This window comes from Eikenella sp., assembly GCF_057315495.1.
On the sequence record NZ_DBHKXY010000006.1, the window covers coordinates 1 to 14102 of the forward strand.

Here is a 14102-nt window from a genome sequence, read left to right on the forward strand (position 1 = left end):
AAGTTTTGACTCCGTTTAAAGCCTTGCAGGATAAGGCTTGCGGGGGGCTTTAGCATCTTTTTTGTTACTTATGCCTAAAAAAGCAGGCTTTGCAGCCTGCTTTATCTATGCCCAATCGGGCGGTTCAAAGTTTATTCGATGCTCAGCTTGCCGCTGGGTTCAACACGGTGCTGCTGTTTTTTCTCTTTATGTTTGAGTACAGCGCGGTCAAGTTTGTCTACCAAGAGGTCGATGGCGGCGTACATGTCTTTGTCGGTTTGGTCGAGGTGCAGGTCTTTGCCGGCCATATGCCAATCCACTTCAGCTTTCTGCACCAGTTTGTCCACCGACAGGGTAACGGTGGCGGAAATCACGTTGTCGCTGTGGCGGACAATGCGTTCGAGTTTGCCGCTGATGTAGTCTCTCAGGGCTTCGGTAACCTCGATGTTGATTCCGTTGATTTTCAGGTTCATAGCTCACTCCTTTACAGGTGGGTTGGCTGCGCGCGGCGGCAAGCTAGGCTTTCTGCTTGCGTTGGTGCGCAGGCGGGAAATTGAGTTCTTCGCGGTATTTGGCCACGGTGCGCCTGGCGAGCACAATGCCTTGCAGAGCGAGCCGGTCGGACATGGCTTGGTCGGAGAGCGGTTTGCGTTTGTCTTCGGCGGCAATCAGGCTCTCAATCAGAGCCTTCACCGCGTTGGCGCTGATGCCGTCGCCGTCTTCTTCGCTGCTGTAGGCGGCTGCCTGGCTGAAAAAATAGCGTAGCGGAAATACGCCTTGCGGGCAAGCCAAATATTTTTGGTTCACGGCGCGGGACACCGTGCTTTCGGCCAGGCCGAGGTTGGCGGCAGTTTCTTTAATGGTAAGCGGCACGAGGCCGATGGCTCCGAAGGAGAAGAAATCGGCCTGACGCTCCAGAATGGTTTCGGCCAGCCGCAACACGGTGCTTTTGCGCTGCTCCAGCGAGCTTAGCAATACTTTAGCCTCATTGAGCTTTTGTTTCAACTCCGGCGCTTCGCTGCCGTATTCGGCGAGTAGGTCGGAATATTCCTGATTGAGCTGCACCTGCGGCCAGGCCTGACGGTACATGCCCACCATCCATTTGCCGGTTTCGGGATCGGGGCGGATCCACACGTCGGGATCGACGTATTCGGTGTGGCCGGAGCCGGAAAGGCCGTAGGCGGGGAAGGGGTTGAGGGAGGCGACGAGGGCTTGGGCGGCTTCGATGGTGGCGGCGCTGTATTGGGGGAATTTTTTGCGCACTTGCTGCGGCAGGCTGCTTTTGGCGATGTCGGGCAGGAAATGTTTCACCAGTTGCACGGCGCAGAATACGGTGTCGTCCGGCTGCTGCCGCGCCAGCTGGAGCAATAATGATTCGCCTAAATCGCGCGCGCCCACGCCGGCGGGGTCGAACTGTTGCAGGTGGCGCAGGGCTTCGGCCATATCGTCTTCATCGAGCATCCATTCCAGCGGGGAGTTTTCCACGATGTCGGTGAGGCTGTCGTTCAGGTAGCCTTGATCATCGAGGTAGTCGATGAGCAAATGCACGCGGGCGGCCTGGTCTTCGTCTAGCGGGTGTTCGCACACCTGCTCGTGCAGCATGCGGCGGAAATCGGCTTCGTCGGCCACGGTTTCCCACACGTCGCTCTCTTCCATGCTGTTGGTTTTGCGGGTAACGGGCAGGGCAGCGGAATAATGGGGTTCGGGCTCGCCGCTGTCGGCCGGGTCGTATTCCGGCCGTTCGAGCAGGGGGTTGTCGGCCAGCCAGCTTTCCACTTCTTCGGCCAATTCCAGCGAAGACATATGCAAAATGCGCAAAGATTGCTGCTGCTTTTGATTGAGCTGCTGGGTTTGGCGCAATTTGAGTTTGACGGATTGCTGGGTCATTTTAGGCTACCTGAAACCTTAGTAATCGAAGTTCTCGCCCAGATACACGGCACGTACTTCTTCATTGCCCACCAATTCTTCGGGGCGGCCGCTGGCCAGCACGGCGCCGTTGTTGATGATATAGGCCCGGTCGCAGATGCGCAGCGTTTCGCGCACGTTGTGGTCGGTAATCAGCACGCCGATGCCGCGCTGTTTGAGGAAATTGATGATATTTTGAATGTCGATCACGGCAATCGGGTCAACGCCGGCGAAAGGTTCGTCCAACAGGATGAAACGCGGGCTCATGGCCAGCACACGGGCAATTTCCACGCGGCGCCGTTCGCCGCCGGAGAGGGCGGGAGCGGGACTTTGCCGCAAGTGGGTGATGTTTAGGTCGGCCAGCAGGTCGTTGAGGCGCGATTCGATGGTATGGCGGTCGGTTTCGTGCAACTGCAGGATGGCACGGATGTTTTCTTCCACCGTCATCTTGCGGAAAATCGAGGCTTCCTGCGGCAGATAGCCCAGGCCTAAGCGGGCGCGCTGATACACGGTCATGTGGCGCAGCTCGTGGCCGTCCAGCCGGATGGTGCCGTGATCGGCAGCCACCAGGCCGACAATCATATAAAAGCTGGTGGTTTTGCCCGCGCCATTGGGGCCGAGCAGGCCAACCACTTCGCCGCTTTCGATATCAAGCGAGAAATCCTGCACCACTTGGCGCTGTTTGAAGCTTTTGCGCAGCTGTTTGACGCTGAGGCGGCTGTGCGGTGTGGTCATTATGTTGTTTTTCCTTGGGTTGGTTGGGTATCACGGGCAGCGCAGAGGCTACCTGAAAAATAGGGCTGCCATACGCGGGTTCAATGTGCGGCAGGGTTTTGCAGCTGCATTATTTGGTCGCGTTGCATCTGCAACACGCCTGGCACGCGCCCCAAGCGGCGGATGGCCTGCGCCATATCCTGCTGCGGCGGGATGCGGGCGGCGATGCCGTTGATGTTTGTATAACGGTACACCAATTCAGCCTGCATTTCGCGCATGGCCTGAAGCAGTGGCTCCGAGCCGACGGCGGGGTCGTATAACACAATCAGCACGCGGTTGGCGGTTTGCTGCTCCGGCTGGGCGCCGGGCATGCTTGGCGCAACGGTGGCGGCAGGTTGCGGGGCGGCACAGGCGGTTAGCATGGCCAGGTAGGCTAGGAGGAAGACGCGGATATTCATGGTTGCTTGGTTTTCGGTTTCAGGTAGCCTGTGCGGTATGGGGCTACCTGAAACATCCTGTTTAGCGATGCAAAAGCGTTTTATAGTGAATTAAATTTAAACCAGTACAGCGTTGGCTCGCCTTGCCGTAACGTGTGTACTGTCTGCGGCTCGCCGCCTTGTCCTGATTTTTGTTAATCCACTATATTTTTTCAGGTAGCCTCAAATGCGGGCTGCCCGAAACCGTTTGGGGCTACCTGAAACCAGTATTGCAGGCGTTCAGGTAGTCTGTTTTCTGCCCGCGGTTTTGCCTTGGGTGAGGCGGAAGCTGTCGTCAATCAGTTGGCGGATCAGCACGTCGTCGGCCTGTTCCAATTCGATACTCAGCCAGTGTTCTTTGCTCATGTGGTAGGCGGGCAGGATGCCGGCTTGGGCGCGCATGGCGCCGATGTGCTCGGTGCGGCATTTCACATTGAGCAGGGGCACGGTGCGGCCGGGGGCGCGCCCGAGTTTTTCTGCCGGCACGGGCAGATACACGCCAAACCATTTGCGGCTACCGCTGTGGCGGAATACGGCGTATTCGGGGAAACGGGAAAAGAGATGGTCGGGCGCGGCGCGGTAGCGTTCGGCCATTTCGGCAAACAGGGTTTCGGCCTTCATCCCACCTCCCTTATTTCTGCTGCGGCTGGATGGTGATGCTCACGCGGCCTTTGTTGGCGTTGCTGCGGCTGCCGCCCAGCACGGTATAAACTTCGGTGCGGGTGTTGTAGGTAATGGTGTCGCCGCTGGCCCGGTCGCCGCCGCGTTCGAGCTTGGCGCCGCCGCTGAGTTTCACGATGCCGGTGGCGGATTGGTATTCCACGCGGGCGGCCTGGCCTTTCACGGTGCCTTGGCGGTCGAGCTGCTGGCCGAAGTGTACGGGGCTGCCGGAGGCGGTCATGGTTTGCGCGCCGTCGGCGGCTTTCACCACGCGCACCTTGGCGGCGCGGATATACATGGTGCCCTGCTGGATAACCACGTTGCCGGAAAATTCGGTACTGCGGTTGCCTTGGTCGAGCGAGCCTTGGTCGGCTTCGATTTGGATGGGCTGGTTGCGGTCGGAGGTGAGCGCAGAAGCCGCGGCGGGCAGCAGCAGGGCGGCGGCGAGGAGGAGGACGCGGGCGGGTTTAATGCTGTTGTTTGGGGTCATAAATCACGGCCTTAATGCGGGAGGAAAGGTTGAGCAATCCTTGTTTGTGGTTGTAGGTCATGCCTTGGGCGGTGCCGTGGGAGGCGCCGTATTGATAGTTCACCAAATCTTGAGTGTGGGCGGTTTGGGTTTGGGTGTTGACGGTGAGGCTGTCGGTTTTGAGGCGGCCGGCGGGCTGACCGTTCATAGCGGGTTTGTCGAATACCACGTTTTTCTCAAATACCACTTGGTTTTCTCTGCCGATATAGTGTGCCTGATCGGCAGTGATGCGGTACACCATCTGCCCGCCTTGCGAAAACATCACGTTGGGATCGGCCAAATAGCCGTCTTGGCGGTTGGGAAACTGCCAGGCGCGGGTGGCGGTGAGCTGCTGGGCCAGGCTGCCGTCGGCAGCAAAGCGGCGGCCTCGGATGCCGAAAATCTGGTATTGCGGCTCGTGCGGATCGAGCGGGGTTTCTTCGGTTTCGAGCTGGCTGATGCGGTCGAGCCAGAAGCTCACGCCGCCGAGCGCGAGTGCCAACACCAGCGGAAACCACCAGCCGCCGAATCGTTTAATCATTCTGTGTATTGCTCCCAAGCGGTTTTCAGGTAGCCTTTGGCCTGCATGATGACTTCGCACAATTCGCGCACAGCACCGGCGCCGGCCGGGCGGCGGGTGATGTAGGCGGCGTGCTGCAGCACCCATTCGTGCGCTTCAGGCACAGCCGCGGGCAGGCCGCAGCGCACCATCACGGGCAAATCCACCACGTCGTCGCCGATGTAGGCGCATTCGTGTTCGGCCACACCGGCGGTTTCGCGTAATTCGGCGTAGGCAGCGCGTTTGTCGCTGATGCCTTTGAAGTAGTGATGGATGCCGAGCTGTTTGGCGCGCATCGCCACGGAGGGGGCGTCGCGGCCGGTAATGATGGCGGTTTGCACGCCGCATTGATGCAGCATTTTGATGCCGTGCCCGTCGAGCGTGTGGAAGGCTTTGACTTCTTCGCCGTTGTCGCGGATGAAGATGCGGCCGTCGGTGAGCACGCCGTCCACGTCCATAATCAGCAGTTTGATTTCGGCGGCGCGGCGGCGCAGGTATTCGGGCAGTTCAGGCAGAATAGGGCTCATGCGGGCAATCTCAATTTCGAATTAGACCCATGATAACATGCTCTAGCACGGGCACAAACCCGTTCGGCATGGTTTTTGCTTGGCACGGTGGCGCAAAGAAAAGGCTACCTGAAAAACATCAAATGGTTTTCAGGTAGCCTTTTTTGGGTTTGAGTTGCAGTAATAATATGATAACAATAGGAAATATATTTCCATCTAGCCTATTCGGCCTAGTATCTTGCTTGTACGGACCACTTCAGCAGCAATCGGCTTGACGCCTGGCGTACTTCATCCGAGCTTACGCTTTCATCTCATCAAAACACCAGCCTGAGCTTCATCAAAACATCGATTCAGTTCGTTAAAACTTTGTTTTCACCCTATTGAAGCCTGTGTTTTCAGGTAGCCTTTTTCATTCTCAATTGGATTGATTTTGTTCTCCTCCCGCAGGTTATTTGCAAGTTTCTTTACGCATATTGACTTATTCTGTTGTTTTCCAGTATAAGCAAAACCAGGTTGCTCGTTTTTACAGCAGGCGGCCATAGCTGAAGCACTTATTTTTTCATACCAGGCGTCGAGCCGAAGACAGTACGAGCAGTATGGCAAGGCAAGCCGACGCGGTAAGAAGAAATAGGTGCTTTAGCGATACACCATCAAACCGCCACGAGGCGGTTAGGAAATCAAAGATAACAACAAGGAGCAGCTCATGAACCCGATGTATATCACCTTCGGCATCTATTTGGTTGCCGTTCTGTTAATCGGCCTCGCGGCTTATTTCTCCACCCGCAATTTCGACGACTATATCCTCGGCGGCCGCAGCTTGGGCCCGTTTGTTACCGCCATGTCGGCCGGGGCTTCGGATATGTCCGGCTGGCTGCTGATGGGCCTGCCGGGCGCAGTGTATTTGAGCGGCCTGAGCAAATCTTGGATTGCCATCGGCCTGATTATTGGCGCGTATCTCAACTGGCTCTTGGTGGCCGGACGGCTGCGCGTACATACCGAATACAACAACAACGCGCTCACCCTGCCCGATTATTTCCACCACCGCTTCGGCGCGCAAGGGCAGGCGATGAAAGTGATTTCCGCGTTCATCATTCTGTTTTTCTTCACCATTTATTGTGCCAGCGGCATTGTGGCCGGTGCCCGCCTGTTCCAAAGCCTGTTCACCGACATGAGCTACACCAGCGCCATGTGGCTGGGTGCGGGCGCCACCATTGCCTACACCTTTATCGGCGGCTTTCTGGCTGTGAGCTGGACAGACACTGTGCAGGCCACGCTGATGATTTTTGCCCTGCTGCTCACGCCGGTGATGGTGTATTTGGGTGCGGGCGGTGCAGATGAAGTTTCCGCCATCATCCAAACCGCTGCCACTACCAGCGGCAAGGAATACGGCAGCCTGCTGCACGGCACGACTTTCATCGGCATCATTTCCACCGCCGCCTGGGGCTTGGGCTACTTCGGCCAGCCACACATTCTGGCACGTTTCATGGCCGCCGAAAGTGTGAAATCGCTGGTGGGTGCTCGCCGCATCGGCATGACTTGGATGATTTTGTGTTTGGGCGGCGCAGTGGCCGTGGGTTATTTTGGTATCGCCTATTTCGGCGCCCATCCCGAGCAAGCCGCGGCCATGCAGGGCAACCACGAGCGCGTGTTCATCGCCTTGTCCACCCTGCTGTTTAACCCGTGGATTGCCGGTGTGATTTTGAGCGCGATTCTGGCGGCCGTGATGTCAACCTTGTCTTGCCAGCTTTTGGTGTGCTCCAGCGCCATTACCGAAGACTTCTACAAAGGCTTCTTGCGCCCGAACGCGCCGCAAAAAGAATTGGTGTGGATTGGCCGCATCATGGTGTTGGCAGTGGCCGTTATCGCCATCCTGATTGCCGCTGACCCCGACAGCAAAGTGCTGCAACTGGTGGAATTTGCCTGGGCCGGCTTCGGCGCGGCATTCGGCCCCATCGTGATCCTTTCCCTGTTCTGGAAACGCATGACTGCCAACGGCGCATTGGCAGGCATGATTGCCGGCGCTGCGGTGGTGGTGCTGTGGGTACAGGTGGTGAATCCTGCGCTGGCCAACGCCGGCATGGCTACGCTGTATGAAATCATCCCCGGCTTCATCGTCTGCGGCCTGACTGCCGTAGCTGTATCGCTGGTTGGCAAAGCACCTTCCGAGGAAATCTGCCAACGCTTCGAAAAAGCCGATGCAGACTACCGCGCCGCGAAATAAAGGGCGACAAAAGGCTACCTGAAAAGTTTTCAGGTAGCCTTCAAACTGCCCGTATCAAAAGGCTTCAGGCTAGCTGCAACCGCTCCTGGCCTTTTCAGCCAGCCCTTAAGCGATTAACCAAGCCCCATCCTTGCCAAACATTCTTTCACATTATCCGCAGTTTGGTTTATGATGCCGTTTTACCGAAGTTCAAACCAAGCAGCTATTCATAACGAAACAGAGGCTACCTGAAAAGCGGTTTATCGGGCAGCCCCACCAACCACGGAGACCAACCATGTTCCAGTTTGCCCACCCCCAACAAACCAGCCTGCGCCAAGCCGTTACCGATGCCTACCGCCGCGACGAAGTTGAAGCCGTGCAGGATATGCTCGAACGCGCCCAGATGAGCCAAGACGAGCGTACCGCCGCCGACCGGCTCGCCCGCCGGCTGGTGAAGCAGGTGCGCGAAGAGCGGCGCCGCGCCAGCGGGGTGGACGCCTTGATGCATGAGTTCTCCCTTTCCAGCGAAGAAGGCATCGCCCTGATGTGTTTGGCCGAAGCCCTGCTGCGTATTCCCGATAAAGCCACCCGCAACAAACTCATCCACGACAAAATCTCTGGCGGCAACTGGAAAAGCCACCTCGGCAACAGCCCCTCTCTATTTGTAAATGCTGCCGCCTGGGGCTTGCTGGTAACCGGTAAACTTGCTGCCGCCCCCAGCGGCCAGAGCCTCGGCAACGCGCTCACCCGCATCGTGAGCAAAGGCGGCGAGCCGCTCATCCTCAAAGGCGTAGACTATGCCATGCGCATGCTCGGCAAACAGTTCGTTACTGGCCAAACCATCGAAGAAGCCCTGAAAAACGGCAAAGAACGCGAAAAACTCGGCTATCTCTATTCCTTCGATATGCTCGGCGAAGCCGCCATGACCGAAGCCGATGCCGAACGCTACTATCAAGACTACGTCAACGCCATCCACGCCATCGGCCAAGATGCCGCCGGAAAAGGCATTTATGAAGGCAACGGCATTTCCGTCAAACTCTCCGCCATCCACCCGCGCTATTCCCGCGCCCAGCACGACCGCGTGATGAGCGAGCTACTGCCGCGCCTGAAAGAATTGTTCCTGCTCGGCAAAAAATACGATATCGGCATCAACATCGACGCCGAAGAAGCCAACCGCCTCGAACTCTCGCTCGATTTGATGGAAGCCCTGGTTTCCGATCCCGATCTGGCCGGCTACCACGGCATTGGCTTCGTGGTGCAGGCTTATCAGAAACGCTGCCCCTTCGTAATCGACTATTTAATCGACCTTGCCCGCCGCAACAATCAGAAGCTGATGATCCGCCTGGTGAAAGGCGCGTATTGGGACAGCGAAATCAAATGGGCGCAAGTGGACGGTATGAATGGCTATCCCACCTATACCCGCAAAGTCCACACCGACATTTCCTACTTGGCCTGCGCGCGCAAACTGCTGGATGCGCAAGACGCCGTGTTCCCGCAATTCGCCACCCACAACGCCTACACCCTGGCCGCGATTTACCAGATGGGCAAAGGCAAACAGTTCGAACACCAATGCCTGCACGGCATGGGCGAAACCCTGTACGACCAAGTGGTCGGCCCACAAAACTTGGGACGGCGCGTGCGCGTGTATGCGCCGGTGGGCACGCATGAAACCCTGCTCGCCTACTTGGTGCGCCGCCTGTTGGAAAACGGTGCGAACACCTCGTTTGTAAACCAGATTGTGGATGAAAACATCAGCATCGACACCCTCATCCGCAGCCCGTTCGACACCTTGGCCGAACAAGGTATTCATCCCAACAACAGCTTGCCGCTGCCGCGCAATCTGTATGGCAATGAACGCCTCAATTCGCAAGGCCTCGACCTGAGCAACGAAAGCACGCTGCAAGAGCTGCAAACCGTTATGAACAATGCTGCTGCCTCGCCCTTGCATGCCGTGCCGCTTTTGGCCGTGGCTGCCCCAACCCAGGCCGCGCATGAAGTGCGCAATCCGGCCGACCACAGCGAAGTAGTGGGCAGCGCCGCCTTCGTAGAGGCCGCCGCCGTACCGGAAATCATCGCCGCCGCCAAAGCCGCCGAAAGCAGCTGGGCTGCCGTTTCCGCCGCCGAGCGCGCCACCATGCTGCGCCGCCTGGCCGACCTGATGGAAGCGCACATGCCCGAGCTGATGGCTTTGGCCGTGCGCGAAGCCGGCAAAACGCTGAACAACGCCATCGCCGAAGTGCGCGAAGCCGTGGATTTCTGCCGCTACTACGCCGACGAAGCCGAACACACGCTACCTGAAAACAGCCAAGGTGTGGGCACCATCATCACCATCAGCCCGTGGAACTTCCCACTGGCCATCTTCACCGGCGAAGTGGTGGCTGCATTGGCCGCAGGCAACACCGTGGTGGCCAAACCCGCCGAGCAAACCAGCCTGATCGCCTACCGCGCCGTGCAGCTGATGCACGAAGCCGGTATTCCGCGCAACGTGCTGCAGCTTGTGCTCGGCGCGGGCGATGTGGGTGCCGCCCTCACGCAAGACGAACGCATCAACGGCGTGGTGTTCACCGGCTCTACCGAAGTGGCTCGCCTCATTAACCAATCGCTCGCCCGCCGCAGCGGCCAGCCTGTGCTGATCGCCGAAACCGGCGGCCAGAACGCCATGATTGTGGACAGCACCGCGCTGGCCGAGCAGGTATGCGTTGACGTACTTGCCTCCGCCTTCGACAGTGCCGGCCAGCGTTGCTCCGCCCTGCGTATCTTGTGTGTGCAGGAAGACGTGGCCGACCGCATGGTGAACATGATTCGCGGCGCAATGGACGAATTGCGCGTGGGCAACCCAGCCGAGCTGAGCACCGACATCGGCCCGGTAATCGACGCCGAAGCGCAGGCCAATCTGCAAAGCCACATCGACCGCATGAAAGGTATCGCCAAATCCAGCCATCAAATCAGGCTACCTGAAAATGCCGATAACGCCACCTTCATCGCACCTACCCTGTTTGAATTGAACAATTTGAACGATTTGCAGCGCGAAGTGTTCGGCCCGATCCTGCACGTTATCCGCTACCGCGCCGACGAGCTCGACCAGCTCATCGACCAAATCAACGCCAAAGGCTACGCCCTCACCGGCGGTATTCACAGCCGCATCGACGGCACGGTGGAACACATCCGCCGCCGCATCGAAGCCGGCAACCTTTATGTGAACCGCAACATCGTCGGTGCCGTGGTGGGCGTGCAGCCCTTCGGCGGCCACGGCCTCTCCGGCACCGGCCCCAAAGCCGGCGGTCCCTTCTACCTGCAACGCCTCAGCCACCTCAACAGCTGGCGCACGCCCCCGCTCACCCGCAGCGGCCAAGCCGACGAAGACGCGCTCAACCGCCTGCAAACCCTGCTGCAAAGCCTGCCGCTCACCCAAGAGCAGAAACTGGACTTGGCCGGCAGCCTCGGCCGCGCCCGCGTACACACCCTGCGCCAAGCCGAGCAAGTATTGTGCGGCCCCACCGGCGAGCACAACGTATTGAGCTGGCAGGCGCCCAAACGCGTGTGGCTCTACGGCGGCAGCCTGCCCCAAGCCTTTGCTGCCTGGGTTGAGCTTGCCGGCTCCGGCATCACCGCCCTCGTGTCCGACCAGCATCCCTTGGCCGCCTACGCCGAACAGGCTCCCGACCTGCTGGAAACTTCCGCCACGCCCGCTTCCGCCGGCATCAGCCATGTGGTTGCCCTGGAAGAATTGCCGGTGGAACTCAAACAGACACTGGCCGGCAGTGACGGTGCACTGGTGCGCATCATCAACGCCCAACACGGCGTGGACGTGCTGCAGCTGTTTGAAGAAACCTCCTGCAGCATCAATACCACCGCCGCCGGCGGCAACGCCCACCTGATGGCCGCAGGCGACTAAACCAGCGCTTGTGTAGGCAAGAAAAAGGCTACCTGAAACTTTCAGGTAGCCTTTATTACTGTGCAAATGAGAATGGAGCGAAGCGGCAAACCGCAGACAGTAGCACTGGAACGGCTGGGCGAGCCAATGCAGCAGCATTCTTGCTTGCATTCACTATATTGGAAATATCAAATGCTTTGCTCGATGTTAAGTATCCAGTCTATCGTGTGTAGATAAGAAAAAGGCTACCTGAAACTTTTAGCTTCGCAGGAACTTTGCTACGTTGCGTTTTGACTGCGTTGAAGCTGCGCTTTCAGGTAGCCTTCCATTGCACTATGCGCCAACTCAATCCTGCCGCCGCTTTTCCCACAGCTTCATCAGCGGCAACACCACCGCGCAGGCAACCGCGCCCACGACGAGGCCGGTGATTAGGTAGGCAAGCGTGCTGGTGAGGCCGCTGTCCCAGTGGTGTTCGTGCAGCCAATGGTGCAGTGCGCCCCAATTGTGGGCAAAAATGCCGCCGCCCACGAGGAACATGGCCAGCGTACCCACGATGCTGACGCCGCGCATAAACCACGGCATAAACAAAATAATGGCTTTACCAACCGCAGCGCTAGCAGGGCGGCGCATCAGGGCGAAGCCGAAGTCGTCGGCCTTCACGATCAACGCTACGATGCCATACACAAACACGGTGAGCCCGATGCCGATGAGCAGCAGGCTGATGATTTGGGTGGTGAGGCTGGATTCGGCCACCACGCCCAGGGCGATGATGACGATTTCGGCGGAGAGGATGAAGTCGGTGCGGATGGCGCCTTTGATTTTGGCGTTTTCGTCGATCAATTCGTCGGGCACGCTATGTGCGCTGCCGTCGCGGCGGTGCATCAGCTTGTGCAGTAGTTTTTCCACGCCTTCGAAGCACAAATAACCACCGCCGAGCATTAAGAGCGGCGTAATCAGCGCGGGGGCGAACACGGAAAGCAGCAGGGCGGCGGGAATCAGAATCAGCTTGTTCACCAGCGAGCCCTTGGCCACCGCCCACACGATGGGCAGCTCGCGGTCGGCGCGCACGCCGGTTACCTGGTTGGCATTGAGCGCCAAATCGTCGCCCACCACGCTGGCGGTTTTTTTGGCGGCCACTTTGGTCATCAAGGCCACGTCGTCGAGCACGGAGGCGATGTCGTCGAGCAGGGTGAGGAGGGAGGAGAAAACCATTTTGAATCCTTTTGATATATAGTGGATTAAATTTAAATCAGGACAAGGCGGCGAGCCGCAGACAGTACACACGTTACGGCAAGGCGAGCCAACGCTGTACTGGTTTAAATTTAATTCACTATAAATTTCAGGTAGCCTTTTGGACATGGCGGAAGGCTACCTGAAAATCCTTATGCTGGTGCTTTTGGGTGTGTTGGGCTGGAATACGGCGACATTATAGCCAAATTGCTTATTTCCTCATACGGCGTTGGCTCGCCTTGCCGTACTGCCTGCGGCTTGCCGCTTTGTCCCGTGCTTAATTTTTGCCCGACGGAGTTAAAAATGCAGTTGCTACTCGCTAGTTTAAATGATCGGGTAAGGGAAACCCAAGATTTTTGTCCCCATACCAAGATAAATTTTCCTTTTTCCAATAATCTGTGTGAGACAGGATGACGCCTAGTTTGATCATGGCTAAATAAATAGCTTGCAGCATATCTTCACCGACTACCCTGCCCTCATCCAAATAATCATGTTTGCTTATTTTATATTGGCAAATATATGCCTTGTATTCGTTTTCCTGTACGTAATTCTCTATATCCTATGATTCTATGCATACATTCACCATACGGGCACGTTGGAACGAAAGGCTACCTGAAAAATGGAAATCCGGTTTCAGGTAGCCTTTATCGTGCGGGCTTATTCGGGCTTGGCTTTCACCGCCATCAGCGTGTGCAGGCGGCGGTTGTCGGCGCGGGCTACGGTGAATTGCAAGGGGCCGATAACGGCTTTTTCGCCGCGCACGGGCAGGTGGCCGAGCTCTTTAATCACCAGCCCGCCGATGGTGTTCACTTCTTCGTCGCTGTAGTCCGTGCCGAAAAATTCGTTCACGTCTTCGATTTCGGTAACGGCGTTGATGCGCCAGCGGTCGGGGGAGACGGCGAAGATATTGTCCGCGCTGTCATCTTCGTCGAACTCGTCTTCGATGTCGCCCAAAATCTGCTCGATCACGTCTTCCAGCGTTACCAGGCCGCTGATGCTGCCGTATTCGTCCACCACCACGGCCAGGTGGTTATGCATATCGCGGAACTCTTTAAGCAACACGCTCAACGGCTTGCCCTCGGGCACAAACACGGCCGGGCGCAGCACGTTTTCAAGCTTGAACTGTTCGGGATTGAGGGTGTATTTGAGCAGGTCTTTGGCGTGCAGGATACCGAGCACGTTGTCTTTGTCGTCGGCAATCACGGGGAAGCGGGAGTGGGTGGTGCCCACCACATAGGCGATGATGCGGTTGATGCTGTCGCCGGCTTTCACCACGTCCATCTGGGCGCGGCTGATCATGGCATCGCGCACTTCCAGCCCGCGGAAATCGATGATTTTTTCCAGCCATTGCTGGGTGTCTTCATCGAAGATTTTCTGTTCGCGCGCTTGGCGCAGCAGGGCGAGTATGTCTTCGGGGGAATCGGGGTTGTCACCGGAGAGGCGGCCGAACAGCCGTTCAAAAAATCCGGGCTTGGCCGGGTGGTCGTCCAT

13 protein-coding genes are annotated in these 14102 nt (G+C 57.7%); 2 read left to right on the forward strand and 11 right to left on the reverse strand.

Going from position 1 to position 14102, the window contains the following annotated elements; all coding sequences use genetic code 11:
* Positions 1 to 131 precede the first annotated feature (131 nt).
* The 8 genes from hpf to ACO6EE_RS00535 form a co-directional block, all read right to left on the reverse strand.
* The gene (gene hpf / locus ACO6EE_RS00500) at positions 132 to 452 is read right to left on the reverse strand and encodes a ribosome hibernation-promoting factor, HPF/YfiA family (protein ID WP_485958582.1); all 321 of its coding nucleotides are present in this window, start codon (positions 450 to 452) and stop codon (positions 132 to 134) included.
* Positions 453 to 495: 43 nt separating this feature from the next.
* Positions 496 to 1866, reverse strand: coding sequence for an RNA polymerase factor sigma-54 (gene rpoN, locus ACO6EE_RS00505; RefSeq protein WP_485958583.1), 1371 nt, complete (start codon positions 1864 to 1866; stop codon positions 496 to 498).
* Between the two features lie 18 nt (positions 1867 to 1884).
* Entirely contained in the window at positions 1885 to 2619 is a 735-nt protein-coding gene (gene lptB / locus ACO6EE_RS00510) for an LPS export ABC transporter ATP-binding protein (RefSeq protein ID WP_485957026.1), read from the reverse strand.
* Positions 2620 to 2699: 80 nt separating this feature from the next.
* Positions 2700 to 3056, reverse strand: coding sequence for a hypothetical protein (locus ACO6EE_RS00515; RefSeq protein ID WP_485958584.1), 357 nt, complete (start codon positions 3054 to 3056; stop codon positions 2700 to 2702).
* A gap of 258 nt (positions 3057 to 3314) precedes the next feature.
* The gene (locus ACO6EE_RS00520; protein ID WP_485958585.1) at positions 3315 to 3695 is read right to left on the reverse strand and encodes an MmcQ/YjbR family DNA-binding protein; all 381 of its coding nucleotides are present in this window, start codon (positions 3693 to 3695) and stop codon (positions 3315 to 3317) included.
* Between the two features lie 10 nt (positions 3696 to 3705).
* The gene (gene lptA / locus ACO6EE_RS00525) at positions 3706 to 4224 is read right to left on the reverse strand and encodes a lipopolysaccharide transport periplasmic protein LptA (RefSeq protein ID WP_485958586.1); all 519 of its coding nucleotides are present in this window, start codon (positions 4222 to 4224) and stop codon (positions 3706 to 3708) included.
* The gene (lptC, locus tag ACO6EE_RS00530; protein ID WP_485958587.1) at positions 4202 to 4783 is read right to left on the reverse strand and encodes an LPS export ABC transporter periplasmic protein LptC; all 582 of its coding nucleotides are present in this window, start codon (positions 4781 to 4783) and stop codon (positions 4202 to 4204) included. The genes lptA and lptC overlap by 23 nt, the downstream gene beginning before the upstream one ends.
* Positions 4780 to 5328 carry a KdsC family phosphatase gene (locus ACO6EE_RS00535; protein WP_485958588.1) on the reverse strand — a complete coding sequence of 183 codons (549 nt, stop codon included), beginning with the start codon at positions 5326 to 5328 and terminating at the stop codon, positions 4780 to 4782. Before ACO6EE_RS00535 ends, lptC begins: the two co-directional genes overlap by 4 nt.
* A 682-nt stretch (positions 5329 to 6010) precedes the next feature.
* Between ACO6EE_RS00535 and putP the strand changes: the two genes are divergently transcribed.
* On the forward strand, positions 6011 to 7528 hold the full coding sequence (gene putP, locus ACO6EE_RS00540; protein ID WP_485958589.1) for a sodium/proline symporter PutP: 1518 nt from the start codon (positions 6011 to 6013) through the stop codon (positions 7526 to 7528).
* Positions 7529 to 7802: 274 nt separating this feature from the next.
* The gene (putA, locus tag ACO6EE_RS00545; RefSeq protein ID WP_485958590.1) at positions 7803 to 11402 is read left to right on the forward strand and encodes a bifunctional proline dehydrogenase/L-glutamate gamma-semialdehyde dehydrogenase PutA; all 3600 of its coding nucleotides are present in this window, start codon (positions 7803 to 7805) and stop codon (positions 11400 to 11402) included.
* A gap of 324 nt (positions 11403 to 11726) precedes the next feature.
* Here the strand turns inward: putA and ACO6EE_RS00550 are convergent, their stop codons facing one another.
* From ACO6EE_RS00550 to ACO6EE_RS00560, 3 genes are all read right to left on the reverse strand, one after another.
* Positions 11727 to 12593: a DUF808 domain-containing protein gene (locus ACO6EE_RS00550; RefSeq protein ID WP_485958591.1), complete on the reverse strand. Its 867-nt coding sequence runs from the start codon at positions 12591 to 12593 to the stop codon at positions 11727 to 11729.
* A gap of 337 nt (positions 12594 to 12930) precedes the next feature.
* Positions 12931 to 13095, reverse strand: a complete 165-nt coding sequence (locus tag ACO6EE_RS00555) for a DUF6968 family protein (RefSeq protein ID WP_485958592.1) — start codon at positions 13093 to 13095, stop codon at positions 12931 to 12933.
* Positions 13096 to 13268: 173 nt separating this feature from the next.
* Positions 13269 to 14102 (reverse strand): HlyC/CorC family transporter, encoded by an 834-nt coding sequence (locus ACO6EE_RS00560; protein ID WP_485958593.1) that lies wholly within the window; start codon positions 14100 to 14102, stop codon positions 13269 to 13271.

What these genes read in the sequence shown, in the direction of transcription:
- hpf (WP_485958582.1), bottom strand. Translation starts at nt 452, where the DNA reads ATGAACCTGAAAATCAACGGAATCAACATCGAGGTTACCGAAGCCCTG.
- rpoN (WP_485958583.1), bottom strand. Translation starts at nt 1,866, where the DNA reads ATGACCCAGCAATCCGTCAAACTCAAATTGCGCCAAACCCAGCAGCTC.
- lptB (WP_485957026.1), bottom strand. Translation starts at nt 2,619, where the DNA reads ATGACCACACCGCACAGCCGCCTCAGCGTCAAACAGCTGCGCAAAAGC.
- ACO6EE_RS00515 (WP_485958584.1), bottom strand. Translation starts at nt 3,056, where the DNA reads ATGAATATCCGCGTCTTCCTCCTAGCCTACCTGGCCATGCTAACCGCC.
- ACO6EE_RS00520 (WP_485958585.1), bottom strand. Translation starts at nt 3,695, where the DNA reads ATGAAGGCCGAAACCCTGTTTGCCGAAATGGCCGAACGCTACCGCGCC.
- lptA (WP_485958586.1), bottom strand. Translation starts at nt 4,224, where the DNA reads ATGACCCCAAACAACAGCATTAAACCCGCCCGCGTCCTCCTCCTCGCC.
- lptC (WP_485958587.1), bottom strand. Translation starts at nt 4,783, where the DNA reads ATGATTAAACGATTCGGCGGCTGGTGGTTTCCGCTGGTGTTGGCACTC.
- ACO6EE_RS00535 (WP_485958588.1), bottom strand. Translation starts at nt 5,328, where the DNA reads ATGAGCCCTATTCTGCCTGAACTGCCCGAATACCTGCGCCGCCGCGCC.
- putP (WP_485958589.1), top strand. Translation starts at nt 6,011, where the DNA reads ATGAACCCGATGTATATCACCTTCGGCATCTATTTGGTTGCCGTTCTG.
- putA (WP_485958590.1), top strand. Translation starts at nt 7,803, where the DNA reads ATGTTCCAGTTTGCCCACCCCCAACAAACCAGCCTGCGCCAAGCCGTT.
- ACO6EE_RS00550 (WP_485958591.1), bottom strand. Translation starts at nt 12,593, where the DNA reads ATGGTTTTCTCCTCCCTCCTCACCCTGCTCGACGACATCGCCTCCGTG.
- ACO6EE_RS00560 (WP_485958593.1), bottom strand. Translation starts at nt 14,102, where the DNA reads ATGGACGACCACCCGGCCAAGCCCGGATTTTTTGAACGGCTGTTCGGC.